At 69.2% G+C, this 15852-nt stretch carries 17 protein-coding genes; 7 read left to right on the top strand and 10 right to left on the bottom strand.

What is annotated here, in order from left to right; translation table 11 throughout:
* Positions 1–25: 25 nt before the first annotated feature.
* Both ABH941_RS29770 and ABH941_RS29765 read right to left on the bottom strand, forming a co-directional pair.
* Positions 26–361 (bottom strand): chaplin, encoded by a 336-nt coding sequence (locus ABH941_RS29770; protein WP_370132670.1) that lies wholly within the window; start codon positions 359–361, stop codon positions 26–28.
* 277 nt (positions 362–638) lie between these two features.
* The gene (locus tag ABH941_RS29765; protein WP_370132669.1) at positions 639–878 is read right to left on the bottom strand and encodes a chaplin; all 240 of its coding nucleotides are present in this window, start codon (positions 876–878) and stop codon (positions 639–641) included.
* 434 nt (positions 879–1312) lie between these two features.
* On the opposite strand from ABH941_RS29765, the gene ABH941_RS29760 reads away from it, so the two are divergent.
* The gene (locus tag ABH941_RS29760) at positions 1313–1777 is read left to right on the top strand and encodes a hypothetical protein (protein ID WP_370132668.1); all 465 of its coding nucleotides are present in this window, start codon (positions 1313–1315) and stop codon (positions 1775–1777) included.
* Positions 1778–1810: 33 nt separating this feature from the next.
* Positions 1811–2380, top strand: coding sequence for a hypothetical protein (locus ABH941_RS29755; RefSeq protein ID WP_370132667.1), 570 nt, complete (start codon positions 1811–1813; stop codon positions 2378–2380).
* Between the two features lie 52 nt (positions 2381–2432).
* Here the strand turns inward: ABH941_RS29755 and ABH941_RS29750 are convergent, their stop codons facing one another.
* The 3 genes from ABH941_RS29750 to ABH941_RS29740 all read right to left on the bottom strand — a co-directional run bounded on the left by ABH941_RS29750 (position 2433) and on the right by ABH941_RS29740 (position 7340).
* Positions 2433–4220: a carbohydrate binding domain-containing protein gene (locus ABH941_RS29750; RefSeq protein WP_370132666.1), complete on the bottom strand. Its 1788-nt coding sequence runs from the start codon at positions 4218–4220 to the stop codon at positions 2433–2435.
* Between the two features lie 961 nt (positions 4221–5181).
* Entirely contained in the window at positions 5182–5928 is a 747-nt protein-coding gene (locus ABH941_RS29745) for a tyrosine-protein phosphatase (RefSeq protein WP_370132665.1), read from the bottom strand.
* Complete coding sequence (locus tag ABH941_RS29740; RefSeq protein ID WP_370132664.1) at positions 5925–7340, bottom strand: MFS transporter; 1416 nt, start codon at positions 7338–7340, stop codon at positions 5925–5927. The genes ABH941_RS29745 and ABH941_RS29740 overlap by 4 nt, the downstream gene beginning before the upstream one ends.
* 94 nt (positions 7341–7434) lie before the next feature.
* On the opposite strand from ABH941_RS29740, the gene ABH941_RS29735 reads away from it, so the two are divergent.
* Positions 7435–8313 (top strand): LysR family transcriptional regulator, encoded by an 879-nt coding sequence (locus ABH941_RS29735; protein ID WP_370132663.1) that lies wholly within the window; start codon positions 7435–7437, stop codon positions 8311–8313.
* A 23-nt stretch (positions 8314–8336) separates the two neighbouring features.
* Here ABH941_RS29735 and rho read toward each other — a convergent pair whose 3' ends face one another.
* Together rho and ABH941_RS29725 are read right to left on the bottom strand one after the other, a co-directional pair.
* Entirely contained in the window at positions 8337–9506 is a 1170-nt protein-coding gene (gene rho / locus ABH941_RS29730; protein ID WP_370132662.1) for a transcription termination factor Rho, read from the bottom strand.
* A gap of 390 nt (positions 9507–9896) precedes the next feature.
* Positions 9897–10427, bottom strand: coding sequence for a GNAT family N-acetyltransferase (locus tag ABH941_RS29725; protein ID WP_370132661.1), 531 nt, complete (start codon positions 10425–10427; stop codon positions 9897–9899).
* Between the two features lie 176 nt (positions 10428–10603).
* Here ABH941_RS29725 and ABH941_RS29720 point away from each other — a divergent pair, with 176 nt between their 5' ends.
* Positions 10604–10849: a hypothetical protein gene (locus ABH941_RS29720; protein WP_370132660.1), complete on the top strand. Its 246-nt coding sequence runs from the start codon at positions 10604–10606 to the stop codon at positions 10847–10849.
* 50 nt (positions 10850–10899) lie between these two features.
* A complete protein-coding gene (locus tag ABH941_RS29715; protein WP_370132659.1) occupies positions 10900–11637 on the top strand; it encodes a spermidine synthase in 738 nt (245 codons plus the stop codon).
* Between the two features lies 1 nt (position 11638).
* On the opposite strand, the gene ABH941_RS29710 is transcribed toward ABH941_RS29715, so the two are convergent.
* The 3 genes from ABH941_RS29710 to ABH941_RS29700 form a co-directional block, all read right to left on the bottom strand.
* A complete protein-coding gene (locus ABH941_RS29710; RefSeq protein ID WP_370132658.1) occupies positions 11639–12295 on the bottom strand; it encodes a TMEM175 family protein in 657 nt (218 codons plus the stop codon).
* Positions 12296–12512: 217 nt separating this feature from the next.
* Positions 12513–14060, bottom strand: coding sequence for a hypothetical protein (locus ABH941_RS29705; protein WP_370132657.1), 1548 nt, complete (start codon positions 14058–14060; stop codon positions 12513–12515).
* A 497-nt stretch (positions 14061–14557) separates the two neighbouring features.
* Complete coding sequence (locus tag ABH941_RS29700; protein WP_370132656.1) at positions 14558–14758, bottom strand: hypothetical protein; 201 nt, start codon at positions 14756–14758, stop codon at positions 14558–14560.
* Between the two features lie 177 nt (positions 14759–14935).
* Here ABH941_RS29700 and ABH941_RS29695 point away from each other — a divergent pair, with 177 nt between their 5' ends.
* Positions 14936–15400 carry a helix-turn-helix domain-containing protein gene (locus ABH941_RS29695; RefSeq protein WP_370132655.1) on the top strand — a complete coding sequence of 155 codons (465 nt, stop codon included), beginning with the start codon at positions 14936–14938 and terminating at the stop codon, positions 15398–15400.
* Positions 15401–15403: 3 nt separating this feature from the next.
* The coding region (locus tag ABH941_RS29690) for a PIN domain-containing protein (protein ID WP_370132654.1) at positions 15404–15852 on the top strand (449 nt) is incomplete at its 3' end.

Genomic DNA, 15852 nt, shown 5'->3' with positions numbered 1-15852 from the left:
ATGCGGCGGGCCCGGTCGAAGGCTGCTAGTCGCAGTCCTCGTCGCTCTCGTCGTCCTTCCAGAAGGAGTGGTGGCCCCAGTGGGTCGCGTGCCACTCGTTCTTCGACGTTCCGTGCTCGTCCTCGCCGTTGATGCAGGTGTTCCCGAACGCCGGGTTGCCCACTCCCAGGACATTGATCGAGTTTCCACAGATGTTGATCGGAATATCGACCGGAATCTGCACGACATTGCCGGACAGCACGCCCGGGGAGTCGTACGCGGCGCCGTAGGCGTTGGCGTCCGCGCTGGCCGCACCGGTGGCTCCGAACAGCAGGGCGCCGGTGGCGCCCACGAGCACTGCGGCCTTGCGAATCGAACCCATGCGGATCTCCTTCACTGTGACGGAACATCCGTGGTGGATTCTCTGCAGTGCCCACCCCGGAGTGTTCTCCTACAGGTGATACTTCGGCGCGGTCCGCGCGACCGGCGGGTGCGACACGGCGCATTCACACGTACGGCCCCATGGCGTGGGAATGGCGAGAGGCGGGCCTTTCCAGGAAAGGAAGGCCCGCCTCTCGCCCGTGCCCGGCCGGGTGCGATCCGTGAGGGCAGGGACCTCAGATCACCTGGCACCGCGGCCTGGTCGACCGATACTCAGATCAGCCGATGTTCTTGCAGTCGTTGCCGAAGGCCGGGTTCAGCGCGCCGATCACGTCGACAGTGATGCCGCAGGCGTTCACCGGCACGTGGACCGGCACGGCGACGTTGTTGCCCGAGAGCACGCCGGGGGAGTTGGTCGCAGCACCGGTGGCGGTGCTGCTGGCCGAGGCGGCACCGGCACCAGCGGCGATCATGCTGACTGCGGCGGCGGCGACGAACATGCTGCGCTTGGTGTTCATGGACGTGAGTCCTTTCTCGTAATGAGGGTGGCTGACACGAAGTCCTTGATAGAACGTCAGCCGGTCCAACGCCTCAGGCCACCCGACCGCAACGGTCTTGTCGGTCCTTCACCCGAACGCGTGCCTTTGCTGGGCCGGATGACCGAAACCGGCGTGGGCTTGGAGCCCGTTCCGGCACCAACCGTTTCCTGTTGTTTCCGGGTTCGTTGAACCCAACAGGTGACGGTGGGTGCTCCATGGCGCTGGGACTGTGCTATCGGCGGCGATTCCTCCTCGCTACCGGTACGGCAGTTTCCGGCCCCGGGCAGGAAGGCTGTTCGGCACCGGAATGCCCGGAGCCTCGTCCCACGCGGACCGGTCGGCATGTACTGCTGCCCGGTCCGCGCCCGGCCGATTATCAGAATGCAGCCGATTAGCAGAAGCAGGGAAAACTGATGAGCAAATCCCAGAAGGGGCGCAGGCACCGCACCGTCAACCGCAGGCCCCGTCCGGTCGGGTCCGCTGCCGGCCCGGTCCCGGTGCCGGTGCCGGTGACGAAGGTGGTGAAGGCGGAGGCGGCGGAGGCGGCCGTCGCGTCGGTGGAGGAGGGCGTCGGGCCGCTGTTCCAGACGGCGCTGCGGGACGGCGGACTCGGGCTCCCCGCGGCGCGCACCTGGCGGCATCTGCTGGAGTCGGACCGCAGCGGCGCCACGGTCGAGGAGATCAGCGCGACGGTCGGGTACCAGCCGCAGACCATCGGCAGGCACGTCAGCGGGCTGTTGAAGTACGGCATGGTCCGCGAGAGCGAGGGCCGCTGGTACCCGACCGGTAAGAGCCAGTGGAACGCGGCGGAGGAGCACGGCCTGCTCGCCGCCGCACCCGCCGGGGCACCCGTCGCCGCCCCCGCCGGGGCCCGCTGAGGGCTGCCCAGATCGGGGGACCATACTGACAGGATGCGATACCCACGGAGATCCCCCCGCAGCCTGCTGCTCGCGGTCGGCGCGCTGGCCGCCGTGCTGTCGGCGGGCCTGCTGGCCGGCTGCTCGGCCAACGGGTCGGACGGGGTCCAGCGGGCGGCGCCGGGGTCGGCGCAGACCACGCTGAGCAGCGGCCCGGACGGGGTGTCGTACAGCGTGCAGGCGCGGAACGTGGACCTGGCGCTGACCGGGGCCACGCTCCGGCTGGACCCGGCGTCGGGGAAGGCGAGCCTGCAGTTCACCGTGGACAACAAGGGCCCGGTCACCGAGCACCTCGGGCTGGTGACCGTGGACGGCGGTCAGGCGCAGCTGAACGGCGGGCCGGCTGGGGAGGGACTGCTGTCCACGGCGGGGATCCGGTTGGACTCCGGGACCAGCACCGCCTTCGGCGCCCCGACGGATGTGAAGGACCCCTCGATCGTGCTGCCGGCCGGCGCCGCCGCGGCGGTCAGGGCCGCGGGCCAGAAGGCCGGCGGCACCGTACCGGTGATGCTGATGTTCGGCATCGCCGGCACGGTGCAGCTGAACGTTCCGGTGCGGTCCTGACGGGCCGCTGTTGATCGACCGTTGCTAACTGACCGCTGCTATCTGACCGTTGTCAACTGACCGTCAGGTCGTCGGCGTAGACGTTGCCCTGGGCGTACCAGCCGTGGACGTAGACGGTGACGGTCCCGCTGGAGCCGGTGGTGAACGGCACCGTCAGCTTGGTCCAACCGGTGCCGCTGGCCCAGGTGCTGGCGGTGGCCCCGCCGCTGACGCCGAGGTAGGCATAGCTGCCCTGGACCCAACCGCTCAGTGTGTAGCTGTGGTTGGCCGCGAGCGTCAGCGTCTGGCCGCACTGGCCGGTCTGCGACGCGGTCGGCACGACCTGGAGCGCGTGGCTGCCGGAGTGGACCGGGGAGCTGACCACGGCGCCGCCGGACTGGCAGGTCCACGGGCTGAGGCTGCCGGTCTCGAAGGTCCCGTTCACCAGTGAGCCGGAACCGCCGCCCCCGCCCCCGCCGGTGCCGGTGACCGTGAGCGAGTAGGTCGCGGCGTGGCTGCCGGAGGCCGCGCTGCCGGTGACCGTGATCGGGTAGGTGCCCGCGGCGGCCGTGGCCGAGGCGGTCAGGGTGAGCGTGGCGGAGCCGCCCGCCGTGACCGAGGCCGGGCTGAGGCTGGCGGTGACGCCGGTCGGGGCCCCGCTGGTGCTGAGGCTGACCGACTGCGCGCTGCCGGAGGTGACCGCGGTGCTCACCGTCGCGGTGGTGGAGGCCCCTTCGGCGACCGTGCCCGAGCCGGGGGCGACGCCGACCGAGAAGTCATTGGTCGGGACGGTGCTGCCGCCACTGGTGAAGGGCTCCAGCGCATGGCTGAAGTCCCAGGCGCTCTGGGCGATTCCGGAGCAGGAGTCGGAGCCGCCGGTGCCGACGCAGCCGCCGTTGTCCCGCTGCAGCGCCCAGAAGGACAGACTGGCCAGACCCTTTCCGGCGGCCCAGCTCTCGACGTTCTTCGCATCGGCGACGGTGGTGGTCTCGGCCGCGCCGTAGTCGTCGATGCCGGGCATCAGGGTGATCCCGATCATGCCCCAGAGCTGGGCGGCGGTCTTGGTCGGGTAGAGGGTGGCGAGCTGGTTGTAGAGACCGGTGGCCGAGCTTTCGGCGTCATTGCCCATCTCGTGGGTGGCGCCGTCGTAGTAGTCGAAGGTCATGATGTTGGCGACGTCGACGCGGGCATTGTTCTGCACCGCGTTCTGGAGCACGGCGAGGCCGGTGGACGCCAGGCCACTGGTGGTCGTCGGCAGGGTGTAGGAGAACTGCACGGTCCGCCCGTTGCTCGCGGCCCAGGCGTCGACCAGGGCGATCGCCTTGTTGCGGCGGTCGATCCCGGCGGTGTTGGTGAGCGAGTTGTCCTCGGTGTCGAGGTCGATCCGGGTGACGTTGTAGGTGGTGATCACGCTCTCGTACGCCGCGGCGATCGCGTTGACGTCGGTGCAGCTGTCGGCGATCTCCGTCCCGGTGTGGTCGGCGGTGTAACCGCCGAACGAGGGGATCACGTCGCCGCCCTTGGCCTGGATGGCGCTGATGTCGCTGCCGAAGTTGGCGGCGGCGATGGGCGTGCTGCTGACGCCGTTCCAGTCGGCGGTGCAGGAGCCGGCGCTGGTGGTCTGGATGAAGGCCATGGAGAGGTAGTTGGCGCCGGACTGGCTCGACAGCGAGGTGAGGCTGCTGCCGTTGTACGCCTCGAAGTACGGCGCGAAGACATGCGCGGGAAGTGGGGTCCCGGTACCTGCCGCCTGCGCCGTCCCGACCCCGCCGACCATCGCACTCGCCGTCGCGGCGGCAATGGCGAGTGCGCTGGTGAGGAGGGAGCGTAGGGGGGTGGACGGTGATGTCGTACGTCTCATGCGGGCTCTCCTGTGGGGGTGTGACTGGTGGAGACCTGTGGCTGGACATTGACAATCTTTGGACTAGACCAATGAACTGTCAACACTCTTTCCAGTTGTGGGGGTCGGGGTCGGGGGAGGCGGGGCGGGTCGGCGGGGTTCGGGATGCCTCTTGCGGCCGAGCCCCCGTCTCGACCCCGTCTCCGACGTGCGCGCTCGCTCCCGCTGGCCGTCCGTCGCCTCCGTGGGGCACGTCGGTCGGTCCCGGGCTGGGGTGGCTCGCTCCGCTCGCGGCCAACTGCGCGGAGGGGAGGGGGTGGTGGGGCGTGCGTTGCCGGGTGGCGCGCCGGTGCCGGGGGTGCAGAAACGTTCCTCCGGTGTGTCTTTGGCTGAACCAGGGTCACTTTTGGTACGCCGGGGCTCTTTTGGTACGCGAGCATCGGGATGAATCGGGCATAAGGGCAAGATCAAGTGACACCTTGCCCCGAAAGTGACCCCGGTTCGAGTGATGCATCCGATTTTGGGGTCACTCGACCTACTTTGGGGTCACTCGTCCGACGAAATGTGACCGCTATGTCCGATATGACGTCAAGGCAGTGACCCCAAAGTAGGTCGAGTGACCCCAAAACGGTGAACTCGCCCAGCCCCGCGCCCCCGCCGCACGCTCCGCGCCGGACCCGGGCCGCCCCCAGCCCTTGTCGCGCATGGGGTATCCCCTGCACGAAGTGCTTGGGGAGGAAGCCGCGTCTGTCCGGGCGGAGCCCGGGAGACGGCGCCCAGCACGCCCCCCACACGCTGCCGTTGCACGCGTGGAGCGCCGCCCCCGCCCACCGCCAAGCGCTCCGCGCCAGAGCGGCCCCACCCCCGGCCCTTGTCGCGCGGCGGAGCCGCTTCTGTCCGGGCGTGAGCCCGGGAGACGGCGGGCCAGTCGCATCACCACACGCTGCCGTTGCAAGCGTGGGGCGTCCTCGCTGTCACCCCCTCACTCCAGCAACCGCTCCCGCAGCGCCGTTACCAATGCGGCGTCCACGCCCAGGCGGTCGGTGGCGTAGGTGTGGACGGAGCCGTGGGTGGCGGTCAGGTCGTTGAGGACGTGGCGCATGACCGTGGCTGGGGCGCGGCCGTAGCTGGGCCAGATGTGGTGGCGATCCGGGTGGGTGGCGCGGTAGTCGGCCAGGAGGCGGTCGGTGGCCAGTTCGGTGCGGGCGAAGTCGGCGAGGATGTCGTCCTCGCCTACGCCGAGGAGGGTGAGCACCAGGGCGGCGATCAGGCCGGTGCGGTCCTTGCCGGAGGCGCAGTGGAACACCAGCGGGCCGCTGTCGGGGCTGTCTGCGGCGGCGATCACGTGCAGGGCCTGGCGGATCTCCTGCACGCCGTCCTCGATGACTTCGGCGTAGCGGTCGGCGAGGTGGCGCCAGGGGTCGACGGTCGGGTCGATCGCGGCCTGGTCGTAGGGTCGGTGCTCGATGCTGAGGTTGTGGTAGTCGAGACCGGGTTGCTCGGGGACCCGGCCGGCGCGCTCGATTTCCCACGGGTAGCGGAGGTCGATGACCGTGCGGACGCCGAGGGCCAGAAAGCGGTCGTGGTCGGCGCTGCCCGGGGTGAGCTTGCCGAGCGAGTCGGAGCGGTAGAGCCGACCCCAGCGCACGGTACGGCCGTCTGCTGCGGCGTAGCCGCCCAGGTCACGGAAGTTGTGCAGGCGGTCGAAGGTGAGATGTCTGGTCGTCATCGGCCCAAGGTAGTGACCTTGCGGTGGCGGGCCACCAGCAGGGCCGACAGGGCGCAGGCCGCGGCCGGGATCAGTTCCGCCAAGGCCAGGGGGTGGGTGGAGGCGGAGGGAGCGGTGCCGGGGTGACCTACCGTCACAAAGGCGCCCATGGCCGCGACTCCGATGGTTGCTCCTACCTGGCGGATTGAGCTGAGGAGTCCGCCGGCTGCTCCGGCGGTGCCCTCGGGGGCTGTCGTCACCACTGCCGCGACCAGTGCGGGGAGGGCGAAGGAGACCCCGAAGCCGCAGCAGAGCAGGCCTACCGTCAGACCCGCGTACGGTGCGCCGACGAGGATGGCGGCGCCGAAGGCCAGGCTGCCGGCGGCCAGCAGGAGGAGTCCTCCCAGCACCGGTTTGGCGGGGCCGATCCGGGCCACGATTCTGCCGGTGAGGAGCGGGTTGACGGAGGGCGGGAGGGACATCGGGAGGAAGGCGAGGCCGGTCATCAGGGGGGTGAGTTGCCATTGCTGTTGCAGGAGGAGGGGCAGGACGAAGATCATGCCGGACATCGCGAAGTTGACCGCGGCTCCGGCGAGCAGCAGCCCGGGTATGCCCGGGGCTCGGAGCAGTGCGGCGGAGATCACCGGGGCGGTGCTGCGCCGTTCCAGTCGGACCAGTAGTACGGCGAGGGCCAGTGCTGCGGTGCCGGAGTAGGCGGCGTGGAGCGTTGAGCCCGAGCCGAGGGCTATCAGTGCGTCGGTCAGCAGTCCCAGTGTTGCGCAGGCGGCGAGTTGGGCCGGCCAGTCGATGGCGGTGCGGCCGCGCGGGGCCTGGATCAGGGTTCCGGTGGTGAGTGCGAGGGTGAGTGCTGCCAGGGGGACGTTGATCAGGAACACTGCCCGCCAGCCGTCCAGTTCGACCAGGAATCCGCCGAGCAGGGGGCCACAGGCCATTGCGCTGCCGCTGATGGCGGCCCAGGTGGCGACGGCTCTGGCCCGTTCGGCGGGTACCGGGTAGAGCCTGGTGATGATGGAGAGTGTGGCCGGGACGGCTGCTGCTGCGGCGGCTCCGAGGACTCCGCGCAGCAGCACCAGCGTCCAGAGGTTCGGGGCGAAGGCGCTGAGCAGCGAGCCGAGGCCGAAGACGGCGATGCCGGTGCGGAAGGCGCGGTGTGCGCCGAAGCGGTCGCTGATCGCGCCGCCGGAGAGCAGCAGGGCGGCGAAGACCACGGTGTAGCCGGTGAAGGCCCACTGCAGTCCGGCGGTCGAACTGCCCAGGGAGCGGGCCAGATCGGGTTCGGCGACGGACAGGACGGTGGTGTCGATGAGGACCATGAAGTAGGCGGTGGAGATGCCGAGCAGGGCTCGGCGGCGGCCCGGTGGGGGTGTCCTTGCGGGTGCCGGTTGGGCGAGTGGTGTGATCGATGAGGTCATGTCGCCACTGTCGCGCCGGTTTTCGGGGCACTCCACCGGCGCGGCCTGATGCTGCGTTCGGAATATCCGAATGTGGCGCCGGGTTGGCCCGGCCATGGAACTGCGGCATCTGCGCACCTTCGAGGCAGTCGTCAACCACCGTACGGTCACCGACGCGGCGGCGGCGTTGGGTATGGCGCCCTCGTCCGTTTCCGAGCAGATACGGACGCTGGAACGGTCGTTGGGGGTGGCGTTGTTCGACCGGGCGCCTCGGGGGATGGCGCTGACTCCGGCCGGTGACCGGATGCTGGTCTGGTCGCGGCGGCTGCTGGACCAGGCCGAGCTGGCTCGTGCCGAGGTCGTCGCCGCGCGGGCGCCGCTGCGGATCGGGGCGCTGGAGACCATCGCGGCCACCCATGTGCCGGGGATGCTGGCCCGGCTCGCGGACCGCTGTCCCGAACTGCGGGTCGACATCAGCTCGGACGCCTCCCGGGACGAACTGCTGACCGGGGTCGCCTCCGGTGTGCTGGACGCGGCGCTGCTGCTGGACACCGAGGGCCCGCTCGGTGAGCTGGGGTTCCGGTTGCCGCCGGTGGAGCTGGACTTCGTCGATCTGGAGCCGGTGCCGCTGGTGCTGGTCGCCGGTGCGGCGCATCCGCTGGCGGGGGTGGCCGGGCTGGCCAGGTCGGACCTGGTCGGGGAGCGGTTGTATGTGACCACGCCGGCCTGCTCGTTCTGGATGGCCGGGGAGCGGCTCCTCGGTGCGGACGTGGATCGGGTGCGCGCCGGGGGAGTGGCGCTGACCCGGGCCTGTGCGCAGCAGGGGCTGGGTATCGCGCTGCTGCCCGAGTTCGCGGTGCGGGCCGAGCTGGAGTCGGGCAGTCTGGTCCGGCTGGATCTGCCGGTGCATGCTCTGTCGATGCGGCTGGTGTGGCGGGCCGACCGTGAGGCCGTACCTGGGCTGCGGGACGTGCTCTACGCGGCGTCGGCCTGAACTCGGATGTGACAAGCGGCGGTTCAGCGGGAGCTGGTGTTGCGGCCGGGCTCGGGGGTGGTGCGCTGGATCTGGGTCAGGAACTCCGCGTTGCCGGCCGTGTTGCGCAGTCGTTCCAGCAGCAACTCGACGGCCTGCTGCGGTCCCTGGGCCTGCAGGGCACGGCGCAGTCGGCGCATCGCGTCCAGCTCTTCGGGGGTGGTGAGCAGTTCCTCGCGGCGGGTGCCGCTGGGGGCGGGGCTGATGGCGGGGAAGACGCGGTGCGAGGCGAGGGTGCGGTCGAGGCGGAGCTCCATGTTGCCGGTGCTCTTCAGCTCCTCGAAGTAGTAGTCGTCGGCCCGGGAGCCGGTCTCCACCAGGGCGGTGGCGATGATGGTCAGTGATCCGCCGCCCTCGATGCTGCGGGCCGCGCCGAAGAGCTTCTTGGGCGCCAGCAGGGCGCCGGCGTCCACGCCGCCACTGAGCGTGCGGCCGCTGCCGGTGGTGGCGGTGGTGTTGTGGGCCCGGCAGAGCCTGGTGAGTGAGTCGAGCAGCAGCACGACGTCCTCCCCGGCTTCGACCAGGCGCTTGGCCCGCTCGATGACCAGGTCGGCCAGGGCGGTGTGCTCCTGGGCGGGTTGGTCGAAGGTGGAGGCCAGCACCTCGCCGCGGACCGAGCGGCGCATGTCGGTGACCTCTTCGGGGCGCTCGTCCAGCAGCAGCACCATGAGTCGGCACTCGGGGTGGTTGCGGGCCACGGCGTCGGCGACGGCCTGCAGCACGGCCGTCTTCCCGGCCTTGGGCGGAGCGACGATCAGTCCGCGCTGGCCCTTGCCGATGGGTGCGAGCAGGTCGATCATCCGGGTGGTGAGTCCTGTGGGCCCGGTTTCGAGTCGCAGCCGCTGGTACGGGTGGACGGGGGTGAGGTCCGCGAAGTGCGGGCGCCTGAGCGCCAGTTCGGGCGCCCGGCCGTTGACGCGGACGATGCCGCCGCCGGCCGTTTCGACCAGGTCGCCGCGGCGCAGGCCGTAGCGGCGGATCTGCTGTGCGGTGATCCGCACGTCGCCGGGCCCGGGCAGGTAGCCGCTGGTGCGCAGGATGCCGCCGGTGGCGTTGCGGCCGGTGGCGAGGTCGAAGACCCCTGCGGTGACGGTGGTGACGGGTGTTTCGGGTGATGCGGATGTTTTGGTTGGGGGTTCAAGGAGGGTGGTCATGGTGTGGGTGTCCTCTCGCGGACAGGGCGAGGCAGGCGGCGGCAGGTGTCGGCGAACATCGCCCGGAACTGCGGCGCGGCCTGCGGTGCAGATGAAGGTGGTTGATGCGGACTGCGTCTGGAAGCCGGTCACAGAAGGACGGGCTGCGTCAGAGGACAGTCGGTGGTGCTCAGAAGTACGGGCGCCCAGAAGCGGCGAATCTCACGTACTGAGATCAGAGTAACAGCAGTGGACCGCTGAGGGAAGGGCAACAGTGGGCGAACCACTTGTGAGAGCGCTCCTAGGCTCACTGTCCCAGGGCCTTCTACTACTGTCCGGGATTCCACGAGATCCCGGTCGCCCGCTCACCTACCTCGGACGCTCGACGGACTGAACCGGGATTCCCGGGACTCAGTCGCTGAGCTCGCCTTCCAGCAGCCCCATCGTCAGCATGTCGTGCCACCGGCCGTCGCGCCGGAACACCTCCCGGAGCCTGCCCTCCTCGACGAACCCGACCTTTTTGTAGATGTGGTGCGCGGCATGGTTCTCGGGGACGACGGTCAGTGTGATCTTGTGCAGGCGCATCTTCTGGAAGCCGTAGCGGCAGATCGTGCGCATCGCGTCGGTGGCGTAGCCGCGTCCCCAGTAGTCCTTCTCGCCGAGGTAGATGTCGAGTTCGGCGCAACCGGTCTCCGGTTCGGCGCCGCTCAGGCGGACCAGGCCGATGAGCATCCCGTCCTGGAGCGTCTCGATCCCGTACAGCACGTTCTCGTACGAGTTGCGGGGGTGCTCCTCCTGCATCCGCTTCTGGACCTGGGCCAGCGGCTGGGCGTAGCCGTCCTGCATCCAGCGCATGACCTCGGGGTCGTGGTTCCACCGCCACAGCGCCTCGGCGTCCGACGGCTCCATCGGCCGCAGTTTGACCAGCTCTCCGAGCACCATGCGGGTCAGCCTTCCGGGTACGTGACGGGCAGTGGGTTCAAACGATGAGAGCTAACACGGGTCGAGGCGGACGTTCAAGCGGAATACCGGCGGCGGTGATCTTCCGCGCCGTTGTCAGACCCCCCTGCGAAGCTGGGGAAAGGATGGACCCAGTGGCGGGTGGCAGGAGCGGTGACATGGCTGAAGCGGACAGTGGATGGCGGCGTCCCGGACGGGACCTGTGCCTCAGACGACACGCGCTCACGCAGGTCGAGTGCGTGCTGGCCGACACGCACTACCCGGAGCCGCACCTGGCGCTCGACGGAACGCTGTGGCACGACGGGCTGTGCGGCGAGTGCCACGGCGACGGCGTGTCCGGCGGAGCGCTGTGCGGGACCTGCAAGGGCGTCGGCTTCGCCGTGGTCGACGCCGAGGACGCCTGAGCGGCGCCGCGCAGTGCCAAGCTGTACCCAGGACGGACGAGGGAGAACAGGTGAGTGTGCGTTTTCAGGAGCTCGACTGGCGCCGGACGGCCCTGGGTGAGCTCGCGCTGCGCCGCCGTCGCTACCCCGACGTGGGCGGCGTGGACCGGGACGTCTACGAGATCAAGCTCAACGACGAGTACCTGATGTCGAGCCTGTTCACCGTCGCCGAGCTGGAACTCGGACGCCTGGCCCTGGCCGAACTGGCGGACCCGGAGGGCCTTGCGGAGATGACCCTCGATGTGGTCGTCGGCGGCCTCGGCCTGGGCTGCACCGCCCAGGCTGTGCTGGAGAGCCCGGCGGTGCGCTCGCTGGTCGTGGTGGACGCGCTCGCCGAGGTGATCGAATGGCACCGGCGCGAGCTGATCCCCTCCGGACTCGCCTCCGACCCGCGCTGCCGACTGGTGCAGGGCGACTTCTTCGCGATGGTCCGGGACGGGACGGGCCTGGACCCGGCCGACCCCGACCGGCGCTTCCACGCCATCGTCGTCGACATCGACCACTCGCCGCGCCACCTCCTGCACCCCGGCAACGCCGACCTCTACCAACCGACGGGCCTGCGCCGCCTCGCCGAGGGGCTCCACCCCGGCGGCGTGTTCGCACTCTGGTCCAACGACCCGCCCGACCAGGAGTTCATGGCGGCGCTGGCCCAGGTCTTCGCCGAGGTGCGGGCGGAGATCGTCACCTTCGACAACCCCCTGCAGCAGCGCGAGGCGGCCAACACCGTCTACCTCGCGAAGGCAAGGTGAGTCAGCGGGGTCCCGGGCGGACGAAGCGCAGGGCGAAGCGGACCGCTGGGAGCAGCATCCAGCACAGCGAGGCCGAGTGGGTGACCAGGGCGACGGGTATCGACGCCGCGAACGTCAGGATCACTGCGGCGATCCAGGACAGGGTGTCGCTGATCACCAAGGGCGGGGTGTGCGCTCGCAGCAGCCCGGACCGCTGCAGTGCGGAGAAGGCCTGCCAGAGGAACAGACCCGCCAGAACCTGGACGGTCGCGTACGTGATGAACTGGACCTGGAACGCGTCGGCCTTGCTGGTCAGCAGCTTGGTTGCGAAAGGCATGATGACGATCATGAGCAGCCACAGCAGGTTCCATCGGACCGCGCCACCCGTCAGCCCCTTCGCGTAGCGGAACAGGCGCTGATGGAAGAGCCAGTGCATGGCGACTACCGTGAAGCTGATCAGGAACGCCAGATACTCGGTCAGGTGGTCGCGCATGAAGTGCAGGACGCCGCCGTTGCCGTGGACATTTTCGGCCGGGACCGGCAGCTCCAGCGCAAGCAGGGTGATGGCGATGGCGATCACGGCGTCCGAGAAGTAGATCAGCCGTTCCGGGCCGGCCGCCTCGACCTCGTCGGACTCGTCGTGCAGCTCATCCGTGGGTAACGCAGACGTCTCGGCCATCTCGCCGCAGTCCTCCAGTCAGGCTTCGCGATGTCGCCAGCATTCTGCCTGACGTGATCAACTCATGCGCGAGACTTGACGATGCTGGGGTTGCGACAGTTTGTGGCACGTGCCGACGCAGCAGGTCAGGGCCACATCAGGCAGTAGAGCTGGTGGCCGGCTACCGTGTGCCCTGGAAGTGCTCTGGGAGCGGGGACGGCGCTGCCGATGAGCTCTGTCAGCAGGTGTCCCCTGAGCCTGTTGCTTCGGGCCAGAGAAATCCGAGTGCCTCCGCGTGCGAAGCGCTCCCGCCACGGACCTCTGCGTAGGTCTTCGGGTCCTGCTCGACGAGTCGGCGCAGCATTGCGGCGGCTTGGATCTCGGGAGGTGTGCCGTCGTCGGGGACGCTCCAGATGAACTGCAGCCAGGGGCCCTGCTTGTCCTGCTGTCCAGCGGCGAGGCCCGGCCAGTAGGTGAAGGACACCGTGGTCGTATCCGTCTCGAGGAAGTCGGTGCCGATCCAGCCGACCCGGCTGTCCCATCGTGTGAGGAGATCCGGCTGGTCGCGGAGTCCTGCGGCGATCAGTCGGGCGGTAAGCCGTGCCGGCCAGGCCCAGGACCGGTCGTTCTCGGCCCGCTCGATCTCGGCGTCGTAGGTTACCGCTTCGAAGCGGTACTCGGAGAGCTCTGCGCGGGTGTGTCGCGTAGGCGGGCGGCGCCAGTCACGCCACACGACCTGGTCGCGTTCCCGGCAGATGGTCACGTAGAGCGCGCCGCAGCAGCCCTCGGTGCAGTATGCCTCCGCGAGTTGTACCTCCCGGGCTTCGGCTGTGGCTCGCAGACGGCCGCTGTCGAGAAGGTACTCGGGGGAGTTGGCCGGGCCCTTGCCGAATGCCTCGGGCACCAGGGGCCGGCCGTCGAGCAACAGGCGTACCTCGACCGTGTCCGGGTCCGCGGGGTCCCGCACGGTGGCCTCGACCCGGAGCCGTGAGGCCGTCGGGTGGTTGAAGGGTTGCTTCGCCGCGCGCCGCACCCAGTGGACACGGCGGCGTTCGCCGGGATCTTCGGGTTCGAGCTCCGGGACGGCTGCCCAGGACGGCGTACTCAGGATCCCTTCCAGAACGTCCAGAAGGGCTTTCCGCTGCTCCGGTTGCCAGTCGAGGAGCACGCTGGGGCCGCTGTGCAGGTCGAGGGCCAGGGACAGGAGGATGGCGTAATGGTCCAGCGTCGGGGGCAGATGGGTGGCGCGTGCGATGACGGCGCGGTAGGCGGTGGTGGCCTGCTGGTAGCTGAGGATCTCGGGCTGGTAGTCGCGCAGCCCTGTCATCCGAGCAAGGAGGCGCCCGGCCTGTGCCACTACCTGGGGGTCGACCTGCTCCTCGCTGAGCACGTCGGAGAGCTGGATGGCCTCGGCGATTCTGCGGGCGGTTGAGGGTCCGACGGCACCGGAGCCGAGGGGGGCGCTGAGCAGCCAGTTGCGTGCCTCGTCGTCGTTGCGTGAGGCGATGGCGTCGATCAGGTGGCGTAGCGCCGGGTGGCTTGCGCGGTCGGCCAACCAGACGAGGGCTGCTGTCGGGCAGTCGAGGGTGGTGAGAGCTTCCACCGCGGGGCGAGTGAGGACCCGCAGTAGGCCGAGGACCTTGAGGTAGGGCACGTCCTCCGGTTCCCCGAGTCGGCCAAGGAGGGCGATGCCGACGCTTACGGCCGGCGTGCTGGTACCGGTGCGCGCAAGACGACGACCAAGAGCACGGGCCGCAGCTGTGTCGTCCAGGGGTAGATCGGCCATTGCCCCATGAATGTGACGGTCCCCAACTCCCAGCTCATGAAGCTTGCTGTGGACCTCGTCGGCCGCGCGGGCCGTGTCCGGATCGGACAGCAGGGGAGTGAGAGCCACGCGCACACTGGCTTTGGCTTCGCGCCAACCCAGATTTCCGTGCTTCTGCGGGGGCTGCTCCGGCAAGGGGTAACCACGCTTGGGCAGTCGACCGTCGGGTTGCGATTCGTACAGGCCCAGCGCGTATGAATACAGGGAGGGCCAAGGGGCGGGGGTTTCATCCCCGGCCTGCGCGCTCATCGGGCGGGGTGGAGCTCGATTCCATAGGTCATGCTGCCGAGCCTGTCACTACTGGCCGTTGGCTGGCTATTGAGTTTAGCCGGCCAGCAACCTGACTGGATGATCTTTGACTGCGCCGCATTGTGCCCTAGCGGCTTGAAAGCCCGGACCCGGAAGCCCTCGTCGATGATGGTCTCGATCCCGTGCCGGCGGCGGCAGAGGGCCGGCCGCTACGTGGCGGACCGAGGCCCTTGCCCCTCTTCGAGCGAGGTGGCGACCCAGCCCGAGTGGAGCTTCTGCTCGAACTCGGCGAGGTCGATCAGTTCCCAGCAGTCGATCAGCCCGTCGACGTGCCGGAAGGTGGGGTGGTGGGCTGCCACACGTACGTTCGGCCTGAGCATTTCCGGCAGGCCGTCGGTGTCAGCGTGCAACGGAAGCGTCTCCGCTGATCCTGGATTCGGCGGTTCGGAAGAGCGGACTCGGAGGGGTGGGCCCACTCGTCTGAGTGAAGCTGACGAGGTTCAGTGGATCCGAGGCGAACATGTGGAAGCATTGCGTATGCTTCGTTTGTTGCGAATAATGCGAATAGGAGTCGAAGGAGGTACGCCATGGCTTCCGCAACGGAGGGCCGCAAGATCTCGCCTGGAGTCGTCGACAGCGGCGACGCCGCGCGGGCACTGCGTCGGATCAAGGACTACCTGGCGCATACCGGAGGATCCGGCGGCGACGTCACCATCCGCGGTGAGGTCGGGTCCGACGATCCGTTGGTGTTGCCCAGGCCGACTGTCGAGATGTTCGCGGCGATCCTGGCTGCCCTGGCGGCGGGGCAGGGTGTCCAGCTCATGCCGGTCAATGCAGAGGTCACGACACAGCAGGCGGCTGAGATGCTCAACGTCTCACGTCCGTTCCTCATCGGGCTGCTGGAACGCGGAGAGATCCCGTTCAGGCTTGTCGGCCGGCACCGCCGAATCCTTTTTGAGGACGTCATGGGCTACCTGCGCGAAGACGACAGCAGGCGCAAGGACGCCGCTGACGAACTCACGCGACTCGACCAGGAGTTGGGACTGGACTGACCGATGGCATTCGTAGTGGTCTACGACGCGTGTGTGCTCTACCCCAACACTCTTCGCGACCTGCTCATTCGGGTTGGCCAGGCCCGGATCATGCAAGCCAGGTGGACGGAGCAGATTCTTGATGAGGTTGACCGGGCCCTGGCCGCGCGGCCGATCGAGGAGAGCAGGCGGCGTGTGCTCCGCGAGCGCATGAACGCGGCGATCCGCGATTGCCTGATCACGGGCCATGAACCGCTCATTGAGGGCCTGAAGCTCCCGGATCCAGACGATCGGCATGTCCTTGCGGCGGCCATCAAGGCGGGAGCTCAGGTGATCGTCACTTCCAACCTGAAGGACTTCCCGTCGGCCTACCTGGCTGTGAGGTCGGCCCAGGGCGCCCTGCTGGCGTTGCCGCCAATGGGTTTCCCCGGACCGCCTCCCGCACCCGGCGTGCCTGTCTCCAGGCACCGGGC

Source organism: Streptacidiphilus sp. EB103A, from assembly GCF_041261405.1.
In the GTDB taxonomy this organism is placed as follows: domain Bacteria; phylum Actinomycetota; class Actinomycetes; order Streptomycetales; family Streptomycetaceae; genus Streptacidiphilus.
This window is presented reverse-complemented; position numbering and strand designations above follow the sequence as displayed.